17 protein-coding genes are annotated in these 19,793 nt (G+C 59.4%); 8 read left to right on the top strand and 9 right to left on the bottom strand.

Annotated features, from left to right (window positions below; translation table 11 throughout):
- Positions 1–52 precede the first annotated feature (52 nt).
- Positions 53–841 carry a glutaredoxin family protein gene (locus tag F3Y30_RS11520; protein WP_203422868.1) on the bottom strand — a complete coding sequence of 263 codons (789 nt, stop codon included), beginning with the start codon at positions 839–841 and terminating at the stop codon, positions 53–55.
- Between the two features lie 53 nt (positions 842–894).
- Here F3Y30_RS11520 and F3Y30_RS11515 point away from each other — a divergent pair, with 53 nt between their 5' ends.
- Positions 895–1,299, top strand: coding sequence for a MerR family transcriptional regulator (locus tag F3Y30_RS11515; RefSeq protein WP_203426588.1), 405 nt, complete (start codon positions 895–897; stop codon positions 1,297–1,299).
- A 362-nt stretch (positions 1,300–1,661) separates the two neighbouring features.
- Here the strand turns inward: F3Y30_RS11515 and F3Y30_RS26345 are convergent, their stop codons facing one another.
- Positions 1,662–2,201: a helix-turn-helix domain-containing protein gene (locus F3Y30_RS26345; protein ID WP_246752718.1), complete on the bottom strand. Its 540-nt coding sequence runs from the start codon at positions 2,199–2,201 to the stop codon at positions 1,662–1,664.
- Positions 2,202–2,833: 632 nt separating this feature from the next.
- Here F3Y30_RS26345 and F3Y30_RS11505 point away from each other — a divergent pair.
- Genes F3Y30_RS11505 through F3Y30_RS11495 form a run of 3 tightly spaced genes read left to right on the top strand, consistent with a single transcriptional unit; the run spans position 2,834 to position 6,513 of the window.
- On the top strand, positions 2,834–3,400 hold the full coding sequence (locus F3Y30_RS11505; protein WP_203422867.1) for an SMI1/KNR4 family protein: 567 nt from the start codon (positions 2,834–2,836) through the stop codon (positions 3,398–3,400).
- A gap of 31 nt (positions 3,401–3,431) precedes the next feature.
- On the top strand, positions 3,432–4,916 hold the full coding sequence (locus F3Y30_RS11500) for a DUF1254 domain-containing protein (protein ID WP_203422866.1): 1,485 nt from the start codon (positions 3,432–3,434) through the stop codon (positions 4,914–4,916).
- A gap of 52 nt (positions 4,917–4,968) precedes the next feature.
- Positions 4,969–6,513, top strand: a complete 1,545-nt coding sequence (locus tag F3Y30_RS11495; protein ID WP_203422865.1) for a DUF1254 domain-containing protein — start codon at positions 4,969–4,971, stop codon at positions 6,511–6,513.
- 271 nt (positions 6,514–6,784) lie between these two features.
- On the opposite strand, the gene F3Y30_RS11490 is transcribed toward F3Y30_RS11495, so the two are convergent.
- Complete coding sequence (locus F3Y30_RS11490; protein WP_203422864.1) at positions 6,785–7,747, bottom strand: alpha/beta hydrolase; 963 nt, start codon at positions 7,745–7,747, stop codon at positions 6,785–6,787.
- A 53-nt stretch (positions 7,748–7,800) separates the two neighbouring features.
- Positions 7,801–8,748 carry an alpha/beta hydrolase gene (locus F3Y30_RS11485; protein WP_203422863.1) on the bottom strand — a complete coding sequence of 316 codons (948 nt, stop codon included), beginning with the start codon at positions 8,746–8,748 and terminating at the stop codon, positions 7,801–7,803.
- A gap of 122 nt (positions 8,749–8,870) precedes the next feature.
- Between F3Y30_RS11485 and F3Y30_RS11480 the strand changes: the two genes are divergently transcribed.
- Positions 8,871–9,764: a LysR family transcriptional regulator gene (locus F3Y30_RS11480; RefSeq protein WP_203422862.1), complete on the top strand. Its 894-nt coding sequence runs from the start codon at positions 8,871–8,873 to the stop codon at positions 9,762–9,764.
- A 184-nt stretch (positions 9,765–9,948) separates the two neighbouring features.
- Here F3Y30_RS11480 and F3Y30_RS11475 read toward each other — a convergent pair whose 3' ends face one another.
- From F3Y30_RS11475 to F3Y30_RS11465, 3 genes are all read right to left on the bottom strand, one after another.
- Complete coding sequence (locus F3Y30_RS11475) at positions 9,949–10,581, bottom strand: tyrosine-type recombinase/integrase (RefSeq protein WP_203422861.1); 633 nt, start codon at positions 10,579–10,581, stop codon at positions 9,949–9,951.
- A gap of 196 nt (positions 10,582–10,777) precedes the next feature.
- Positions 10,778–13,279, bottom strand: coding sequence for a CoA transferase (locus F3Y30_RS11470; RefSeq protein WP_203422860.1), 2,502 nt, complete (start codon positions 13,277–13,279; stop codon positions 10,778–10,780).
- Positions 13,280–13,312: 33 nt separating this feature from the next.
- Positions 13,313–14,992, bottom strand: a complete 1,680-nt coding sequence (locus tag F3Y30_RS11465; RefSeq protein ID WP_203422859.1) for a GMC family oxidoreductase N-terminal domain-containing protein — start codon at positions 14,990–14,992, stop codon at positions 13,313–13,315.
- A gap of 157 nt (positions 14,993–15,149) precedes the next feature.
- Here F3Y30_RS11465 and F3Y30_RS11460 point away from each other — a divergent pair, with 157 nt between their 5' ends.
- Positions 15,150–16,031 (top strand): LysR family transcriptional regulator, encoded by an 882-nt coding sequence (locus tag F3Y30_RS11460; protein ID WP_203422858.1) that lies wholly within the window; start codon positions 15,150–15,152, stop codon positions 16,029–16,031.
- 463 nt (positions 16,032–16,494) lie between these two features.
- On the opposite strand, the gene F3Y30_RS11455 is transcribed toward F3Y30_RS11460, so the two are convergent.
- Positions 16,495–17,484: a zinc-dependent alcohol dehydrogenase family protein gene (locus tag F3Y30_RS11455; RefSeq protein ID WP_203422857.1), complete on the bottom strand. Its 990-nt coding sequence runs from the start codon at positions 17,482–17,484 to the stop codon at positions 16,495–16,497.
- 141 nt (positions 17,485–17,625) lie between these two features.
- Between F3Y30_RS11455 and F3Y30_RS11450 the strand changes: the two genes are divergently transcribed.
- Complete coding sequence (locus F3Y30_RS11450) at positions 17,626–18,021, top strand: helix-turn-helix domain-containing protein (RefSeq protein ID WP_246752716.1); 396 nt, start codon at positions 17,626–17,628, stop codon at positions 18,019–18,021.
- Positions 18,022–18,036: 15 nt separating this feature from the next.
- Here the strand turns inward: F3Y30_RS11450 and F3Y30_RS11445 are convergent, their stop codons facing one another.
- Positions 18,037–18,927 (bottom strand): LysR family transcriptional regulator, encoded by an 891-nt coding sequence (locus F3Y30_RS11445; protein ID WP_203422856.1) that lies wholly within the window; start codon positions 18,925–18,927, stop codon positions 18,037–18,039.
- A 120-nt stretch (positions 18,928–19,047) separates the two neighbouring features.
- Here F3Y30_RS11445 and F3Y30_RS11440 point away from each other — a divergent pair, with 120 nt between their 5' ends.
- On the top strand, positions 19,048–19,791 hold the full coding sequence (locus tag F3Y30_RS11440) for an SDR family oxidoreductase (RefSeq protein WP_203422855.1): 744 nt from the start codon (positions 19,048–19,050) through the stop codon (positions 19,789–19,791).
- Positions 19,792–19,793: the final 2 nt, after the last annotated feature.

Genomic DNA, 19,793 nt, shown 5'->3' with positions numbered 1-19,793 from the left:
GAATTACCGATCGGCGTAGGATTCAGCCGATCGGTAAGGAAGGTCGACGGGTCTACATAGCATGGCCGACGGGTAGGCCAGTGGAAACCGCCGCCATCCAAATCGCCATGGCGATCATCATCAGGTTTTCCGTGAGCGAGATGAAGCCGAGCGGAACGTTGCTCGATCCGCCTACGCACGCGCACTTCAGTTCCCGCTTGTCGATGTACACGGCCTTGAAGACCGATGCTGCTCCCACCGTGCCGATGAAGAGCGCGACCGGGACCGACAACCAATTCAACGCGCCCGCGATCATCAAGACGCCAGCCAGTCCTTCGGCATATGGGTAAATGTAGCTGTACGGAACCCAACGCTTCGCGAGCAGATCGTAATTCAGGAACATCGTCGCAAAACTCTCGACGTTCTGAAGCTTCAGCATGGCAAGCACGACCATCGACAAGGCAATGAACCATTCCGCCGCACGCAGGGTGAAAGGGTCACCGCTGACCGCGTAGCTCGCCGCCATTGCCATTAGGGCGGTCAAGGCGAACAAGACGATCACAGGGCGATAGCTCGTGGCCTTAGTGTCGGCAACGGGCTTGCCAAGGAACTTGCGAAGGTCGTCATACCCGCCGATCCTATCTTCCCCGATGAAAACCTGCGGTGTGGTCGCCACGCCTTGCTGTGCCTTGAAGGCGTCCGTCTCTTCGCGGGTCGACAGGTGGCGATCGTCGACTTCATAACCAGACCGCCTCAGCAGGTCTTTCGCCTTCAATCCGTACGGGCAAGTGTGGTCTGGCATCACCATGCGGTAGAGAACCGCCTTCCTCGCCAGATGTGCGGGGTTCGTCTTGTCCAACATTTCACGTCTCCTTCATCTTGTGAAACCGTTGGCAAGACCATACGTTCCGTACCATAGTACGGAGTCAAGAGCCCATGGATATGACCATCGGAAAACTCGCAGCGGCTGGACACGTCGGCGTGGAGACCATCCGCTACTATCAGCGCCGGGGACTGTTGGACACTCCCCGGCGGTCGCAGGGAGTTCGTCGCTACGGCGAGGAGCACGTGCGACGTCTTATGTTTATCAGACATGCACAGACGGCTGGCTTTACGCTTGAGGAGATCAAGGAGCTTCTCGACCTAGATTCCGGAGAAGACAGGGAGCGAGCGCGGACCCTGGCGAGCGAGCGGATTGATGCCCTGAATACTAGGATCATCGAGCTAGAACGCGCGCGGGAAGCCCTGCGGCGGCTCGTCGGCGAATGTGCCACGGGTAAGCCAGGTCCTTGTCCAATCCTGGCGTCCTTTGATTTGTAGCCGCGCCGACTAGAGATGTTGCGCAAAAGACATTCCGATATCAGCGGCTCGCGCCGGCCAGTCTAAACGCAAGACCTCATCAACAGCGATTGGAACAGGTGGATGCTCGCCGCAAGAATCCCCCGGCTCGGCACTGGGCGGTATAGCATTGAGCCACAAGCGATCTTCGTCCGCTTTGCGCCAAAGACGGACGAGCAGCTCGGGCCAATTGAGCGACCGTAGTGGGGCCGGAAGGGGACTGGCAGCTTCCTGGCCGGGGCTGTGGAAAGCGGAAATGAGCGCTCCCGCCGCCGAGGTCTGATCGAGCTAAGTGCGGACAAGCGCTGAAGGCAGGATCATGCGTTCATCCTGCGTACCTAAGCCTATGACGGAATCTGCCTTATCCAATCGCTGAATCCGGCTCGAGAGCCTCGCTCCTTCGTATTTCTGTCGGGTCGAGTATCTGAACTTCGACGCAGCCCATCTCTAACGTCCCGCGCGGTTTCCCCGTACTGCTGTTTGAAGGCACGGGCGAAATGGTCGCTCCGCGCGAATCCGATCTCGGCGGCGATATCGGATATGCGGCGCGTGTCGGCGGGGTCAGCGAGAATGGTCCTGATGCATTCGAGCCGACGGCTCTGGATATAGTGCAGAACACCGTCTTCGTGTTCGAACAACCTGTAGAGCGTTCTGCGGGACACACCGACAATGTTGCAAATGGCATCGATACTCAGTGCATTTGATTTGAGATGTGCCTCGATATAACGCTTGGCGCGACGCAGCAGCACCATTTCGAGAGCCGGACGCGCCGCCTCGACGTTCGTCAGCGACGGGGCCAGGCAGGCCACCAACATGTGGCAGGTGGCTCCAGCGAGAGCTGCTTCGTCCCCCGATGGCAGGCTTGGCAAGCGGCGCGCCAGCATCTCCAGATACTCCGCCAGAAGCACGGCATAAGGCCCGATGGAGCCGAACCGTGAAGTCCCCCCAAGTTTGGAAGACGGTCTTCAATGAGCCGTCGGGGTAGGAAAAGCGAAACGAGGTTGCAGTCCGGTTCATCGCTGATCAGTTCGCACGACAGGTCTAGTACCGATATCTGGCCTGCTTTACCTTCGAACTGGCCTCGTGCCGTATCGGCCCTCCAGCCACCGGTCCGATAAAGGTTCAGGACAAAGTGATCCATGCCGTCGCGCCGCGCCCGCGCGGCAGCTCTCCTGTAGCGCTGTGCGCCGAGAGCGGCATCCGTAATGACCATGTCTCCCAACTGGAAAGCCGTGACGCTGACATTGAAGGTCGCACTGGGCTCCCGTGGAAGTCGTTCGACATCGAAAACGACATCGATACTCTCCCGCCAGACCTCGAAATCCTCGCTCGCGAACTGGGTGCTCTCAATGGTCGAACTACACATTGGGAATCCGTCTTGAGTTGCTTCAAGTTTGGCACGCACAGTCAAGTTTTGGCACGGATATGGTCTTGAGCATAGCGCGAGGACGTCTAGTCTCAAGCGCGAAATTCGCATGATGGAAAACCGAGAGTTTAACGCCTCAGCGGAGGCCCCATGCCGAACGTTCTGGAGCCTGTCGATGCGTTGAAGCGCATCGACGCGTGGATCGCCCATAAGCACCCGGAGCGCCAGCCTTTCGTAAGAGCGGGCGCGAAACCCGACACCATAGCCCGGATCGAAGCTAAACTTGGGAGAAGGTTACCTCCCGATGTCAGGCGTCTGTACTCCGCCCACGATGGGCAGCCGGCCGGGAGCCCCGCGCTCTGCTTGAATCAACGGTGGTTGCCGCTCGATCTTGTCACCGTTGCCTGGGAGGACCTGTGCCAGCGATATGGTTGCGCAACCAACGAGACGCATCGAGACGGCAGCCAATGTCTCGACCACCTGGTGTGGTCGTCAAATTGGCTTCCTCTGTTCGGAAGCCCGCGCGGCGACCACTACTGCGTCGATCTGTGTCCCGATGCTCCGGATCAATACGGCCAGATCATCTGGTATCTCTATGACGATCTCGAACGCCCCGTCGTCGCCCACAGCATCGCCGAACTCTTCACGCGTATCGCGATCGGGATCAGCACGGGGCGGTGGGCACTCGACGACGGATACGACGGATTAAGTGACTGAAAACAGCGCTCCAGCGCAACGGTATCAGGAGATGACAGTGAGATCGCTAACGGTACTTTTGATTGCAGCAGCGTCGGTGCTTCCCGCATCCGCAGTTCTGGCGCAGCAGGCGGCGGCACCGCCCCTTGTCGAACAGATCAACCACGGCAACTGGCTTCCACAGGCCGAGGCAGAGTCGCTTCTCGACGATCTCTTCTACCAGCGCGCGGTCTATGCCTACATGACCATGCTCCCCGCGATGAACACCATCGGCATGCGGGACGGTTCCGCCGAAGCGTTCGGCAAGGGGTACAACATCCTGCCCATCTGGAAAGACCGGATGGACTCGCGCGCCTGGATTCCCACCCCCAACGGCGACGTCATCTATTCACTGACGTTTCTCGATCTGAAGGAGACCGGTCCTCTGGTCGTCGCCGCGCCACCGAATGTGATCGGCATGTTCACCGATCTGTTCCAGCGCACGATTACCGATGTCGGTCTGATCGGACCAGATCGCGCCCGCGGCGGGCTCTACCTGTTGTTGCCGCCGGACTATGAGGGCGAGGTCCCTCAGGGCTATTTCGCCTTCAAATCGAGTACCTACAACGTCATGCTGTTTTTCCGCACCGTGATGGCCAAGGGCACGACCGCTCCTGACCCGAAGCAGGCCGTGGCACTTGCGGAGCAGACGCGCATCTATCCGCTATGGGCAACGGAAAAAGACACCAAGCCGATGGAGTTTCCCAACGGCAGCGGCAAGCGCGTCAACATGATGTATCCGGTCGACAGCAGCTATTGGGACAAGCTCAAGGCGTTTGTCGATCAGGAGCCGATTTCGGCAATCGATTCCGAATTGCGGGGCGTCCTGGCATCCATCGGCATCGTCAAGGGTCAACCGTTCACTCCGACGGATAAGCAGCGCGAACTCCTGGATAAGGCAGTCGAGACGGCACCGAAGATGATCCTGGCCAATCGGCAGATCGGTCGCGCGGACGGGCGTAACCTCTACTACAAGGATAGGCAGTACGAAAATGTCTGGGCCGGCGCGACCTCCGAATGGATGCAGAGCACCTATCTCGATGTGGACCAGCGGGCCGGTTTCTTCCAGATCGCCTTTTCATCAGCACCGGCCATGGTCATGCACACGCTGGGAGCCGGATCGAAATATCCGACGGCGCGCCGGGATGCGAACGGCGACTTCCTGAACGGATCGAACAGCTACAAGCTCCATTTGCCACCGAACGCGCCGGCTGCGCTGTTCTGGGCCGTCACGCTCTACAACATCACCGACGGAACCATGGTCGAAACCCCGCAACAAATGCCGTCGATCAATAGTCTGAATGAGGCTGTGGTGAAGAACGCGGACGGTTCGATCGACCTGTGGTTCGGACCATCCAAGCCGGCGGATGCACCGGATACGAATTTCATCCAGACCGTCAACGACAGGAATTTCATAGCGACGGTGCGTCTCTACGGGACGGGCGTCGAATTCTTCGATCAGACCTGGCGGCCCGATGATGTGGTCAAGATAAATTGACGGTGCACAGGCAACGCCCCGCTGCAACGTCCATTCAATGAAGGACACTGTAATGAAAACGAAGTCTACCGATCATCTGGAAGTTTCCCGACGCGATCTCATGAAAGGCGGCGCGGCCTCGCTTGCTACCATAGGCACGGGTGCGGCCCTTCCCGTCGCGGCAACCGGAGCGTCGCTGATGGCCTCGGCCGCGCCCGTCATTGCGCAGGAGACATCTGAGAGCGGCGTAAAGCTTGCCATAACGACGGCGGAGGTGAAGCCGCTCGAATCCTACGTCCGATCCCTTGCCCGCAGTGCCTATATCTGGGGCTGGCCGATGGTCAACATGTACAACCGCCGTGCCCGGATCACCCAAGCGCCTCATCCGGGATTGCTGGGTGGCGTGCTGCCCGTCGCGCCGCGCGGCCAGATCGGCATGCTGCATGACTATATCGAGCCGAGTGAGCGCGCCATTGCCTGCCCCAATCAGGACGTGGTCTACGGACAGGGATTCTTTGACCTCGATACCGAGCCGGTTGTCGTGCAGGTCCCCGATTTCGGCGACCGCTTCTGGGTCTATGCTGCCTATGACCACCGGACCGACCAGTACGGGCGGATTGGCAAGGCTTATGGCACGAAGCCCGGCTTCTATCTGCTGGCTGGCCCCAACTGGAAGGGTGGTGTACCGAATGGCATTGCAGATGTCGTGCGTGCGTCCACGACGCTTGCGAACATCATCCCGCGAATTTTCATGAACGACACCGACGAGGATCGCGCAGCAATCCAGCCTTTGATCAACCAGATCGTCGTCTATCCGCTGACTGAATTCACGGGCGAGATGAAGACCATCGAATGGAGCAAGGCGAAAGACATCCCCAATCCCGACCAGCAGGGTGGCGGTGGCGAGACCCATTGGGTCGTGCCGGAGAAGTTCTTCGATCAGTTCCCCGAAGTGCTCGACATGGTTCCACCCCAGCCGGGCGAAGAGGCCATGTATGCGCAGTTCCGCTGGTTGAACGAGGTCGCAGCCGCCGATCCCGCCGTGAAAAAGGCCATTGTCGAGGAGGCTGCCGCCACTGAGAAGGACGTGATCGTTCACTTCCGCGAATGGGCAACCAACGGCAAGCCGGCCGGAAACGGCTGGAACCGTTCGATGAACAATGCCGAATTTGGTCTGGACTATTACAACCGCGTGGCCACATCGAAGTCGAACATGTTCGAAAACCGGCCGAACGAGACCCAGTATTTCTATACCGATTTTGACTCGAGCGGTACTCAGTTGCAGGGCGGCAAGACTTACTCGATCACCTTTGCCAAGGGAGAGGAGCCTCCAGTCAACGGTTTCTGGTCGATGACCCTCTACAACGAGGAGCACTTTTTTCACCCGAACGCGCTGAAGCGCTACTCGCTCGGCACCAAGAATACGAGCTTGAAGCGCAATGCCGACGGGTCGCTGACGCTTTATGCGGGTTCAAAGAATCCAGGCGGCGACAAGGAGGGTAATTGGCTGCCGGCACCGGAAGGGACCTTCTCGCTCTACATCCGCGCCTATTGGGGCAAGGAGCCGATCATCGACGGTAGTTGGCAGCCACCGAAGATCGAGATGGCAGACCTCTAGCAATTCGGCGGGACTTGAACGCACTTCAAAGCACGGGGCTCGGTTGGACAAACCAAGTCCCGTTTTAGGCGACGGCCCTGCAAGGCCGAGATCGCGGGACTGTGCTCACTGCGTCATGTCCGCTTTGCGGCAACGGCGGCCGCTGGCTCGATGACCATTATGGGAACGCACATCCGCCATGTGTCCGGCGAACCGATCTTTTCGCCGTATGTTTCTTGCGTGAACAACGGCAGAAGGCACGGCCCCAGATGTGGGAACCGTGCCGACCACCTTACTCCGCCGCCGCCGTGAGGTGGGATACTGCGGTTTCACCAAGATGCTGTTTGAGGAACGGAATGATGCGGTTTAGCGCAATTCCGGTCGGGGTTGGATTGTCATACAGATCATAATGCGACCAGCCTTCGACCACGACCAGTTCCTTTTTCTTCGATGCCGCACGGCCATAGATTTCCATGCCGTCGCGATAGGCTCCGAAGCCACCGGGTTTGTCGCCGAACACGACCATCATCGGCTGCGTCAGCAATGTTTCAGAGAACGCAAATGCATCCCAGGCGATAGCGGGTGCGGCATGGGAGACCAGCATCCGGGTGCCCGATCCCTCGGCCGGGCATCTGTTTCGGTAATAGTCGGTCGCTTCCAGCACATCGATGTCGGCGATACCCGCTGCCTTTCCGTCTTCCACGCTGGTAGGCAGGAAGACGTTGATGCGCTCTTCTGCCCCGCCGTTCTCGGCCGTGCGCTGTGTAGCCATTCCTTCGAGCGCCTCGACAGGATCGAAGTTGCTGAACCCTTCGCGCATCAGCCGTCCGAAGTTCACGCCCGTGATGCTGACCAGCGCCTTGATCCGCTTGTCGATGATCGTAGCCTTGATCGAGTAGCCACCACCGCCGCAGATGCCGAGAATACCGATCCGGTCAGGATCGATGTAAGGCAGGGACTGAGTGTAGTCGATCACATCACGGTAGTCCTTGACCCGCTGCTCGGGGTCTTCGATCCACCGCGGTTCCCCACCACTGCCGCCCTGGAAGCTGGCATCAGGGACGATGACCACAAAGCCCGCCCTGGCCAGTGCCGCGCCGTAGACATTGCCAGATGTCTGTTCCTTGCAGCTACCGATAGGGTGGTTCGAAACCACAGCCGGATATCGCCTTTGGGCACTAAAATCTGGCGGGAAATGAATGTTGGCGGCGATATCCCAGTACATGCCAGGGTTTCGAATGCTAACCGTTTCCATGTGTCTCTCCTGTTCCGTTTAGTGCGCCACACGAGCCGTTCACCGGAGTTCAGTCATTCAGCGGCTTGCCGCGAAGTCTCTATGGCCACAAGCCTGGTTTGGAAGAATGGTGCGAGTACCGACACTGCTTCGGTGACGTATTTTTCACCGTCATAGAGTTCCATGTGGTTTGCGCCTTCAACGACATGAAGCGCCTTGTCCTGCGATGCCGCACGCTTCAGGAGATCATCGCTCATCCACTTGCTGCCAGCCTTGCTGCCGACCACGATCTGCAGAGGCTGCGTCAGGTAAACCTCGGCCATGTGATAGGCATCATAGGTGATGATTTGGTTGAGGCTGCGTAGCGTGGCAAAGCCGGGAGCGGTCGGATATTCGGCGCGGGGCGTGTGGTAGTATTCCCAGGCCTGACGCAGTTCTTCGTTCGGCGCATCCTCTTCTTTCAGCGGTGCGAGCGGCATCCGGCCCTTCTCGGCGCTGGCGGCATCCGTGGTCCGGGCATTCGAGCCCGCCTCGATATAGGCAAGAGCGTCGATGTCCTTGACGTTGTTTTCCCAACCGTTGCGGAACATCGAGCCGATATTCACCGCGCTGACGGTGCCGACGGCCTTGATGCGGCGATCCTGGATAGCGGCATTGGCGGTGTAGCCAGCACCTGCGCAGATGCCCATCGCGCCGATACGATCCTGATCGATATAGGCAAGCGTCGTCAGGTAATCGATGACGGCGCTTATATCTTCGGTGCGAATGTAAGGGTTCTCGAGCTGGCGGGGTTCGCCGCCACTCTCGCCCTGATAGGATGCATCATAAGCGATCGCTACGAAGCCCGCCTCAGCGAGCTTACGGGCGTAAGTCCCGGCAGTCTGCTCCTTCACGCCGCCGCCCGGATGGGACACGACGACGGCCGGATACTTGCCGCCCTCGCTGAAACCTGTGGGGAAGTTGATGAATGCCGACATGGTGATGGTCGGGTTGTTCGAGTTCACGAAACTGATCTTTCCCATTGTCATCTCCTCTTGTTGTCTCTGGCCGCTTTCGCGCCAGAAGTGGATGACTGGAAAGATACCGCCGACCCGCCTATCATTCCATGATAGAGAAATGCATGAACCTATCACTGAGATGATTGATGGATAGACAGGATATGGCTGACCTGACGGCCTTCGTCGTGGTGGCCGATGAACGCAATTTTACGCGGGCGGCGTTGAAGCTCGGGCTCTCGCAGTCTGCGCTCAGCGGCATTGTCCGTCGCCTGGAAGAGCGGCTGGGTGTCCGGCTTCTGGCGCGAACCTCGCGTAGCGTTGCGCCTACGGAAGCGGGCGAACGGCTGGTGCAAACACTGACGCCGATGCTCCGCGAGCTCGACCAGAGCTTCGCGGACCTGAGCGCGTTCAGGGATAAACCAGCAGGATCGATCCGCATCACCTCGGTCGAACATGCGGCGAAAACCATCATTCGGCCCGCACTCACACGATTGTTGACGAAATATCCCGACATCAATGTCGAGGTGATCGTCGATTATGGTTTGGTCGACGTCGTTGCCGATCGTTTCGATGCTGGGGTTCGACTGGGCGAACAGGTTGCCAAGGATATGATCGCGGTCCGGATGAGCCCGGATGTGCCGATGGCGATCGTCGGCTCTCCGGAATACTTCACGACATATCCCGTTCCTGACAATCCTGAGCAGCTCATCGATCATCGCGGCATCAATTTGCGTCTTCCAACGACTGGTGTCTTGAGCGCGTGGCGATTCATCGAGCGAGGGCGCGAGGTCAGGGTCCATGTCGACGGCCCGCTGGTCTTCAACACGATCGACCTGATCCTTGATGCCGCACTTGATGGACTGGGGCTCGCCTACATGCCCCTCGACCAGGTGACGGATCACCTTGCTACCGGACGTCTAATCAGGGTTTTGGAGGAAAGCACGCCGCCGCTTCCCGGCTATCACCTGTACTATCCGAGCAGGCGGCACTCGTCCCCGGCCTTCACTCTATTCGTCGAGGCCGTTCGTTATAGAAGTTGAGGCGCAGCGGCTGCCGTTGTGTAATACGAGTATGCTCGACGGTTGAGCGGAATGTCCGCTTTTAGGCGGGAACTCGAATGCGCTGAATGGCGAAGTAGAAGGCGCATAGCCGACCGCGCAGTCTGCAAACACGGAAACATCGCTCTGGGAGGTGCGGCCCCGCTATGTGCAGGGCCGCACTCCGTCAAATCTCGGTATGCTCCGCTAGTTCCAGCGCATCCTCGATGTCCACACCAAGGTACCTGACCGTGTTCTCAATCTTGGTATGACCGAGCAATATCTGGATTGCACGAAGATTGCCCGTCGCTTTGTAGATCATCGCGGCCTTCGTGCGTCGAAGCGAGTGCGTGCCGTAGTCTTCGCGTCTTAGCCCAATGGCAGTCACCCACTCATCGACCAACCGGGCATACTGACGAGTGCTAAGATGATCGGCACGATCGACACGACTGGGAAAGGCGTAGTCGTCAACTGTTCCACCTCTCCGTTCAAGCCAAGCAAGCAGGCTTGCCCTCACTTCGGTCGTGATCTCGAACTGTACGGGACGACTGGTCTTCTGCTGAACGACCATGGCGCGGGTTCGAACTTCTTGGCCTGTGACGAGGGTCCCGATTTTGATCTTAGCGAGATCGCAGCCCCGGAGCTTACTGTCGATTGCGAGATCAAACAGCGCGCGATCTCTCATGTGCCCCTCCCGGTCTAGGAAGAAGCGGATCGCCCAAATCTGGCGCTGTTTCAGGGGCTTCTTGACGCCCACCTTTCGGCCGGCGTTCCATGCCGGTCGGCCCAATGCGGCAGGATCGTATTGTGCAATACCCATCTGAGTTCTCCTTCGGCCACCGTGGCCTTCAGGAAAACACGTGACGCAAGGATTCACCGGGCCGTCACCGGCCTGTCCACTTCTGGCGCGAAATAGTTGGAGGCGGTCGTGCCACCGATGTGCCCACGTCTGGCGTCGGGCCATAGCGGCCGCGTTCTAGCTCTTGCGTAACGACAAGCTCACAAGAAGATAAAGTTCAACTCGGAAGGTATTCTCCACTCCAGCTTTCACTGATCGTCCGACCAGTGAAGAGTTCATCGACGGCAGCGTCGGTCAGGCCAAGAGCCTTGACGACTTCTCGGGTCGACGCGCCATACTTTTCGGCGGGCGGTCGCGCATAGATTACGCCATGTACGGGCCGGACCGCATAAGGGTCGAGATGTGTCACCGTGTGCCCACTGGGGTGATCGGCATAGACGGAGAAGGAGTAGCTGCCGCGATCGGTGCCAGGCGTGCCGTCGGCCGGACGAGAGGTCGTGGCACGGATCGCCTCGATGTTGTCGCAGATCGCGGCTCCGATGCCTGCCTTTTGAAAGCGCTCCATCCATAGTTTCGCCGGAGCGGTCGCAATAATCGCGCTCAGGACTTCGAAGCGTTCGCGCTCGGCGATCGCGGCTATCCTCTCCAGACTCTCGACATTTTTGAAACGCGGCAGGTCCTTCTCCGAGGCGGCGATCACGATCCAGCAATCCTCGGCCCTATAGAGGCGATGAAGCGCATGGTATCCGCGGGCAGCCGGACCCGACGGCTCGTCGAAAGGTGCGCGGCCTTGGAAATCAAAGCAGAACGGCATCTGCGCCAGCCCGCTCAAAGCCGAGAGGGAAGTGCGTGCACGGCCCACCTTGCCAGTCATTTGCTTCTGGTAAAGCGCGGCGGCAACGCCGAGCGCCGCACCGAAGCCGCACATCACGTCGATCGTGCCGACATGGGCATGCTCCTCCGGCGTCGTTATGGAGCCACCGAACCGGAGCATGATGCCGGTCGCCGCCTGGACGAGGTCGTCGTAGCCAAGGTAGTCGGTTCGCGTGCCCTTCCGGACGCCGCCGAAGCAATCTAACTGGCAGAAGATGGCATCGGGATTGATTTTCTTCAGGCCTTCTGCGTCGAGACCATTCGATTTGACTTGGCGGTCGGTCGCATTCCAGACAACGACGTCCACGGAACGAACGAGTTCCTCGAACAGCTTCCTTCCATCCGGGGAGCCGATGTCGAGCAGCACCGACTTCTTTCCGCGCATATGGGTCATGCCGAAGATGACGGTGTTCCAGCAGTCAAACAGCGGCGTCGCTGGATCGATCTTGATCACCTCCGCCCCGAAGCGCGAGAGATATGAGACCGAATGCGGGCCGGCGATGACGTTGCATAGGTCGAGAACCCTGACCCCATCAAGCCAACCTGACTTCTTCTCGCTCGCCACGGCACTCTTCGGAAGCGTGGAGCCCACCGCCCGCAAAGTCGACAGCGCCTCGTCGAAATCGGCCTTCCGTCGGGGTGTCGGTTCCAGCATGGCCTCGCCGCTCTCCTCGAGCCAGGCCATCGGACCGGGCTGGATCATCCGGCCATAGACGGGATCGTCGACCTCTATCATCAGCCCCGCCATGTCGGCGTGGTCGTCGCTGATCCACTCCTGCAGCCAGCGGTGCGGCGCGCCAGGAAACTGCCCCTTGCCGAAAATGCGTTCCCATTCCTTCGCCGTCCGGGTCAGGAAGACGGTCTTCATCCGCTCGGAAATCTTGTCGGCCCAGAATTTTGGCAGTGGATAGACCCCCAGAGAGACATCGGACGACCATTCCGAGGTGGGGAGATAAGTGTCGGGTTCCTCCTGAAGGCCCTCGGCGACGAGCTCGTCGTAGATGCCAAGTGTCTGCAGACACCGCTTGGCATGGAATTTGTGGCTCGGGCAGACGACATAAAAGCTGCGGCCATCCTTGCATGGATAGCTGCGGTAGAAGGGGTCGAGGAAGGCCTGAAGATCGTCGTAGGTAACGTCCATCGGCAGCCCTTCGCTACGGCGTCTTTCGATTTCCTGTTCGCGCTGGGTCTTGTAACGGAGGGGATAGTCTTCGATCTTGATCGAATTGTAGCAAAGTCCCTCCATGACGGCGCTGGCGAGAGGGACTTCGATTTGATCGCCAAGGCCCGTCTTCGCACGGGCCTGGAGGGCGAGCGCCGCAGCGGACGCGGCCAGCATCGTGCCATAGGCGGAAGCCAGCGGCAGCGGCGAGAAGGAAGGGTTCACGCCCATCAGGACCCGGTTCAGTCCCATGTCCGTAAACACGCCAGAAGACGCCGCGATAACGGATTCGAATGCCCGCCATTCGCGGCGAAGTTCGTCATTGGAGGCGAACCCGGGGATGGAAACAGTGATGAGCTCGGGGCGTGTCTGCCGCAGCGCGGCGAAGTCGATGCCGAGGCGCTTCATGACGCCGGGGCGGAAGTTCTCGATGACTATGTCGGCCTCGGCGATCAGCGTCAGCGCCTCGGTCCGGCCTCCGTCGGTTTTCAGGTCGAGTTCGACAAGCAGTTTGTTGCGATTCAGCGTCGCGTTAGCCGGGCTGTCCCAAAGAGTACCGTTGGGCGGGTCAATGTGAATGACGGTCGCGCCGAGATCGCCAAGGATCATGGCGACGGCCGGACCCGCGATGTACTGCCCGAAGTCGACGACCTTGACCCCATGGAAAGGAAGAGCTTCACGCATTGTCGTATTCTCCCAGAAAATGTGTTTTGGGGTTCAGGCAACGGCGACGTGGCGCGCGTCCTCGATGATCATCCCGGCTGCCTTCTCGGCGATCATCAGGGTCGGCGAGTTGGTGTTGCCACTGACGATGGTCGGCATGACGCTGGCATCGACGATGCGAAGGCCTTCGATGCCTCGTACCCGCAGGCGGCTGTCGACAACGGCCATGGGGTCGGCATTAGTTCCCATCTTGGCGGTGCCCGCCGGGTGGAAGATGGTGTTGGCTATGTCGCCTGCGAGCTTCACCAGTTCTTCGTCCGTTTGGAATTGCGGACCCGGCTTCCATTCCTCCGGCTCGTACTTGCGCAGAGCGGGCTGGCTGGCGATCTTGCGGACCTGCCTCAAGCTGTCCACCGCGACTTTCCGATCCTCTGCTGTCGCCAGATAGTTCGGGGAAATCATCGGTGCGTCCTCCATCCGGCCGGAGCGGATTTTGACACTGCCGCGGCTGGTCGGATTGAGATTGCACACGCTTGCGGTCAATGCCGGAAAGTCGTGCAGAGGTTCGCCGAAGGCATCGAGGCTCAGAGGCTGGACGTGGTATTCGAGATTGGCATGGGCCTGGCTTGGGTCGGATCGGGTGAAGGCCCCCAATTGCGACGGCGACATGCTCATCGGTCCGGTACGCTTCATCGCATATTCGAGACCGATCATCGCCTTTCCGATCATTGAATTCGCGATTGTGTTGAGCGTGCGCGCGCCCTTGAGCTTGTAGACGGCCCGGATTTGCAGGTGATCCTGGAGGTTCTCACCGACACCGGGCAGGTCGACCGCGATGTCGATGCCATGCTTTTGCAGGAGAGCGGCCGGGCCGATGCCGGACAATTGAAGAACTTGAGGCGATCCGACGGCACCTGCGGACAAGATGACCTCGCGGCGTGCCGAAAATTCAACCCGGCGGCCGGAGTGGTGCAGGATCACTCCCTTGCAGACCTTGCCGCCATTCGGATTGGTGTCGATCACCAGCTTTTCGACATGGGCCTCCGTCAGGATCGTCAGATTCTTGCGGGCTCTCGCCGGGCGCAGAAAAGCCTTCGACGCATTCCAGCGCCAACCGGAGCGCTGGTTCACCTCGAAATAGCCGACACCTTCGTTGTCGCCGCTGTTGAAGTCGTCGGTTCGGGGAAATCCGGCTTGGCCTGCGGCCTCGGCGAAGGCCTCGAGCACGTCCCAACGGAGCCTTTGCTTCTCAACGCGCCATTCACCGCCATGGCCATGCATGTCCGAGAAGCGGCTGTTGCCGCCCGTCTTTGGATCGGCTCCGCCGTCCATCCTGTAATGGTCTTCGTGCGCCTTGAATTTTGGCAACACCGCGTTCCAAGACCAACTGTCGTCTCCAGTCGCCGTCGCCCAGGCGTCGTAATCGCGGGCCTGTCCGCGCATGTAGATCATGCCGTTGATCGACGAGCATCCACCGAGCGTCTTGCCGCGCGGATAGCGGAGCGTCCTGCCATTGAGGCCGGGGTCCGCTTCGGTTTTGTAAAGCCAGTCGGTCCGTGGGTTGCCGATGCAGTACAGGTAACCCACGGGAATATGAATCCAGGGGTAGTTGTCCTTCTTGCCCGCCTCGAGAAGCAGGACTCGCATGGTGGGATCGCGGCTCAGACGATTGGCCAGCAGGCAACCTGCCGTTCCCGCGCCGATGACGATGTAATCAAATAGTTCCTCAAGCATGATGCTCAAATCCAGATTTCCACCGCAGAAGAAGCGGTCTCCTCGATGCCAAAATCTGCCACGAAACTGACCATTCTGATATGGCGCAAAATATCATGTCGCCATTACTTTTTTCGATGGTAAGGTCATCGCTTGAGTACCGTGCTTAGGGATGTCAATGCGTGATCTGCCGCCTTTAAAGGCTCTTCGTGTATTTGAAGCATGCATTCGGCTGGGAACGTTCACAGCCGCCGCGCGAGAGTTGAACGTCGGTCAGCCAGCGATCAGCCATCAGATACAGGCACTGGAGAATGACCTTGGCCTCACGCTGTTCGAGAGGAATGGCGGGGTCACCACGCCTACCGCCGATGCTCTCGCTTACCATGCAAGGATCGCATCCGCCCTTGCCGATATCGCGACCGCTACCCGATCATTGCGGGAGCGGGCGAATGGACCCAGTCTGACGCTCGGCACCTATCCGGGCTTGGCGATGTTCTGGCTGATGCCGAAACTTGCGAACCTGCGAAACAGAGATAGTGATCTCTCAGTCAGGGTCGTGACCGCCGAACGCGACCACCATATTTCAATGGACAACGTCGACTGCGCAATCCTCTTCGGTGACGGTCATTGGAACGGTATGGAGGCCAGGTTATTGATCCCGGAAGCGGTGGTCCCGATTGCGGCCCCCTCCGTCGCGACTAAGCTCGCCTCTCTGTCGATGGGGGACATCTTCATGCAAGGGCCTCTGATCCATCTCGAGGACTCGGAGAGGCGTTGGTTTAACTGGAATGATTGGAAATCGCGCCGCGCTCCCCACGCAATTCGCGCCGCACCAGGCATCGAGGTGTCCAATCACGGCATCGCCATCCACGAGGCCCTGTTAGGGCACGGCGTCGCTCTCGGATGGCGGGGCGTCATCGACGACCTGGTGTCAAGTGGCCTGCTCGTCGAGCTTGACCACGAGCCGCTGACCTCTGAGCGTGGCTACTACCTCGTCGGGCCAGAAAAATTCATGAAGTCGCATCTCGGCACTGAACTGCTGGCCGCACTTTCCGGCTGAGCTCTTCCAATCGTTCATGATGGCAGTCGCACCTGCATCATCTGCGAATCTCGGCGCTCGGCCGGGCACAAAGTGCGCGCACTTGTATACATGTCGCCTTTTTGGCGCGCAAAAGACATGACGCTACCGCATCGCTATGCCCGCTTTCGGCCGAGCGCGATGAGGGCCGATACGACCGAGATGCGGGCGCGAAGCTGACGCGAAAGGGGCCGATCGCCTACCATCCGTTATCAGGACACTCAACACGAAGAGCAGACATTGGAGCTCTCGCCGCCGAGGTCTGGGATTCGCCCATTGCGGACATCGAGTATTCTACAAAGCTCTCGCTCGGTGGCCGTCGCGTCGGGTTTGTCTTCGATAGCCAAATGCGATGCCTGAATACCCGATCGGGCGGCGCAAACGCGCCATGGCTACCCCGCGGGAGTTTGGACTACCCGCGAAATAGCGCAGTCCGAATACCGGATCAGAGCGTGACGACGATCTTGCCGATCTGCTCGTTACTCTCAAGGAAGGCGGTTGCTTCCTTAATCTGTTCGAAGGGGAAGGTCCGGGCGATTATGGGGTCGAGCGCGCCCGAGCGCAGTCCGTCGCTGATATACGCCTTCGCGCGCTCCAAGATGCCGTTGTCTCCGACAATCTCATTATACAAATAACCCTTGAGCGTCAGGCTCTTGCCCAGGACGGCGAACTGAGGAAATGGTCCTGCGTCCGGGCTGAGAGCGCCATACTCCAGCAAAATCCCGGCTACCGCCATGCAATCCGCAAGCTGTGCGATAGCGGGTCCGCCGATCGGATCGAACACGACACGCGTACCTTTCCCGTCGGTGATTTCCATGACCCGGTCAACCAGGTCCTCTTCCGCCGTCGCGATGACGTGATGCGCGCCAGCTTCCCGGAGTGCGGCCGCCTTGGCATTGGTCCGTGTCGTGGCAATCACCGTGGCTCCAACGCTCCGGGCAACCTGGAACGCGGCCAGACCGACGCTGCTCGAGGCCGCCGACACGATGACGAAGTCCGCTGACGACAACCTAGCCTGTTCAATCAGCGCACCCCATGCCGTGACATATTGCATCCAGGTTGCGGCGGCTTTCTCGAAGGAGAGGTTTTCCGGATGCATGACGACATGTCGGGCCGGAATGTTGATGACCTCGCCATACGTTCCCCAACGCGCCATGTCCAACGTGGGTATGACGCTTACCGCATCGCCCTTCGTAAACCCGGTGACGGTAGACCCGAAGGACATCACATTGCCCGCAGCCTCGTAACCCAGCATCGAGGGAAACTCGGCTTGCTGGACATAGGCATTGCGACGGAACATGACCTCGGCTCGGTTGAGGCCGATGGCTTTCACAGCGATCTGGACTTCGTCTTCCGCTGGCGGCGCGACGTCGATTTCCTCGATGCGGAGAACCTCAGGCCCTCCATACTCGTGAAAACGTACAATTCTGGGCATGCTTCAAGCTCCTTGCATGGTTTTCCATATCGCTCTTGCGTCAAGCGATCGGTCACATGCATTTGGCAAGTGGCATCCAAAATGAAAATACGGTAATCAAAAGCATATAGTGCCCAAAAGTATACTGTAAGCGAGGCGACGATGAAAAAGGACAGGAACTACGATGAAGTGCCGGGCTGCACGATGTACGCCGCACTCAATCTCATCAGCGGGAAGTGGAAGGGCATGATCCTGTACCACCTGCTCAAGGGCACTCTCCGGTTCAATGCACTGAAGCGGGAGCTCGGTGACTGTTCGCAGCGCCTTCTGATCAAGCAGCTTCGCGAACTAGAGGATGACGGTCTCGTCGAACGCAAAGTATTCGCCGTCATCCCGCCCAAGGTGGAATACTCGATCAGTGAGGAAGGCCGAACTCTCGCGCCCATTCTGCTCGGGTTGCGGGACTGGGGCCATGGATGGCTGACACGGCGAAACCTGGTCGCCCGTGACGATCATCTCGTTGCGCCATCCGACTATCGAACGCCGGACGCCGCGTGACGGCGATCGCCGTGATCAGCGATGGCGCAAAGACTCCAGCAGTGCGGCGAATGCTGGTGTAGGCTGCCGCCGGTTTGGGTAGAAAATATGAAAACCCTGGCACCGTAGACTCCATTCGGGCAGCACTTCTTCCAACAAACCGTCGGCGATGTATCGCTCCGTGAGGTCTTCGGGGACGTATGCAAGGCAGATGCCGTCGAGCGCCGCCTGGAGGCCCGGCAGGATCGTGTTGTACGTCAATTGGCCATCGACCTTGACGCTGAACTCCTTGCCATTCTCCTGGAAATCCCAGGCCCATAGCCCGCCACTTGTCGTCAGCCGAAGCCCAGCGCAGTTATGGCCCGTTAGATCATGTGGTGTCTGCGGCCTGCCATGACGCTCGAAATACTCAGGCGTGCCGACCAGCGAAAAACGCCAGTCTGGGCCGATACGAACGGCGATCATGTCTTTGGCCAGCAGGTCGCCTTGCCTGATCCCGGCGTCGATACGCTGACCGACGATATCCGTCAGACCGTAATCCTGGAAAATCTCGACCTTGATTTCCGGGTAAGCTCTGACGAAGTCGGCGATCTTGTCGCGGAGCACATACTCGCTGACATGGTCCGTGCAGGTCAGACGCACGATGCCCGCCGGACGTTCCCGAAGCTCCCCAAGTGCCTCGATCTGGAATTCGATCTCGTCGAACAGCGGGCCGATGGAGCGCAACAGGCGTTCGCCGGCGGCTGTCGCGGCGACCTTCCTTGTGGTTCTCGTTAGAAGACGGATGCCCAGCTTTTCCTCGAGGCCCCGGATCGTGTGACTGAGGGCTGACGTGGTGACGCCGAGTTTGGCCGCCGCCTTGGTGAAGCTTTCCTCCCGCGCGACCGCGACGAAGCCGATCATGTCGTTGAGGCTTCCGATGGCCATTGTTGAATTCCTCTCAAAATAACATTGAGATTATACGGACTAATCCGCAGACGTGAAGGGGATTATCTTTCAAGTCACCGAAGCTGCGATGCAGCGACACAGACAGAAAGGACATATCCCATGTCAGCAGGTATCGAAAACAAGGTCGTCGTCATCACCGGAGCCAGCAGTGGTCTCGGCGAGGCAGCCGCAAGGATGCTTGCGACCAAGGGTGCGAAACTCGTGCTCGGAGCCCGCCGTGCTGACCGCATCGACGCGCTCGCGGCATCCATCGTCGCTGGAGGCGGCAATGCGGTCGCGAAGGCCACCGACGTCACGAAGCTGGAAGACGTTCAGGCGCTGGTCGATCTGGCGGTCACGACCTTTGGTCGCGTCGACGTGATCCTCAACAACGCTGGCCTGATGCCCAGCTCCATGCTTGGCCTCCTCAAGGTCGAGGACTGGGATCGCATGATCGACGTCAACCTAAAGGGCGTTCTATACGGCATCGCCGCCGTCCTCCCCAAGATGCAGGCGCAAAAGAGCGGCCATATCATCAACGTCTCGTCTGTCTCGGGCCACAAGGTCACTCCGGGCACGGCAGTCTATGCAGCCACCAAGCACGGCGTTCGGGTGATCACAGAAGGCCTCCGACAGGAAGTCGCCGCCGACAACATTCGCACGACGATCCTGTCTCCGGGTGCCGTCGCAACGGAACTGCCGGACAGCGTCACGCATGCCGAGACGGCCGCGGCGATCAAGGAATTCTACAAGATCGCCATTCCGGCCGAGAGCTTCGCAAGGATGGTGGCGTTTGCCATCGAGCAGCCTGAAGACGTCGCGGTCAATGAAATCCTGTTCCGTCCGACCGCCCAGGAATACTGAGG

It is taken from the genome of Sinorhizobium sp. BG8 (assembly GCF_016864555.1).
In the GTDB taxonomy this organism is placed as follows: domain Bacteria; phylum Pseudomonadota; class Alphaproteobacteria; order Rhizobiales; family Rhizobiaceae; genus BG8.
This window is presented reverse-complemented; position numbering and strand designations above follow the sequence as displayed.

What these genes read in the sequence shown, in the direction of transcription:
- F3Y30_RS11520 (WP_203422868.1), bottom strand. Translation starts at nt 841, where the DNA reads ATGTTGGACAAGACGAACCCCGCACATCTGGCGAGGAAGGCGGTTCTC.
- F3Y30_RS26345 (WP_246752718.1), bottom strand. Translation starts at nt 2,201, where the DNA reads ATGCTGGCGCGCCGCTTGCCAAGCCTGCCATCGGGGGACGAAGCAGCT.
- F3Y30_RS11505 (WP_203422867.1), top strand. Translation starts at nt 2,834, where the DNA reads ATGCCGAACGTTCTGGAGCCTGTCGATGCGTTGAAGCGCATCGACGCG.
- F3Y30_RS11500 (WP_203422866.1), top strand. Translation starts at nt 3,432, where the DNA reads ATGACAGTGAGATCGCTAACGGTACTTTTGATTGCAGCAGCGTCGGTG.
- F3Y30_RS11495 (WP_203422865.1), top strand. Translation starts at nt 4,969, where the DNA reads ATGAAAACGAAGTCTACCGATCATCTGGAAGTTTCCCGACGCGATCTC.
- F3Y30_RS11490 (WP_203422864.1), bottom strand. Translation starts at nt 7,747, where the DNA reads ATGGAAACGGTTAGCATTCGAAACCCTGGCATGTACTGGGATATCGCC.
- F3Y30_RS11485 (WP_203422863.1), bottom strand. Translation starts at nt 8,748, where the DNA reads ATGGGAAAGATCAGTTTCGTGAACTCGAACAACCCGACCATCACCATG.
- F3Y30_RS11480 (WP_203422862.1), top strand. Translation starts at nt 8,871, where the DNA reads ATGGATAGACAGGATATGGCTGACCTGACGGCCTTCGTCGTGGTGGCC.
- F3Y30_RS11475 (WP_203422861.1), bottom strand. Translation starts at nt 10,581, where the DNA reads ATGGGTATTGCACAATACGATCCTGCCGCATTGGGCCGACCGGCATGG.
- F3Y30_RS11470 (WP_203422860.1), bottom strand. Translation starts at nt 13,279, where the DNA reads ATGCGTGAAGCTCTTCCTTTCCATGGGGTCAAGGTCGTCGACTTCGGG.
- F3Y30_RS11465 (WP_203422859.1), bottom strand. Translation starts at nt 14,992, where the DNA reads ATGCTTGAGGAACTATTTGATTACATCGTCATCGGCGCGGGAACGGCA.
- F3Y30_RS11460 (WP_203422858.1), top strand. Translation starts at nt 15,150, where the DNA reads ATGCGTGATCTGCCGCCTTTAAAGGCTCTTCGTGTATTTGAAGCATGC.
- F3Y30_RS11455 (WP_203422857.1), bottom strand. Translation starts at nt 17,484, where the DNA reads ATGCCCAGAATTGTACGTTTTCACGAGTATGGAGGGCCTGAGGTTCTC.
- F3Y30_RS11450 (WP_246752716.1), top strand. Translation starts at nt 17,626, where the DNA reads ATGAAAAAGGACAGGAACTACGATGAAGTGCCGGGCTGCACGATGTAC.
- F3Y30_RS11445 (WP_203422856.1), bottom strand. Translation starts at nt 18,927, where the DNA reads ATGGCCATCGGAAGCCTCAACGACATGATCGGCTTCGTCGCGGTCGCG.
- F3Y30_RS11440 (WP_203422855.1), top strand. Translation starts at nt 19,048, where the DNA reads ATGTCAGCAGGTATCGAAAACAAGGTCGTCGTCATCACCGGAGCCAGC.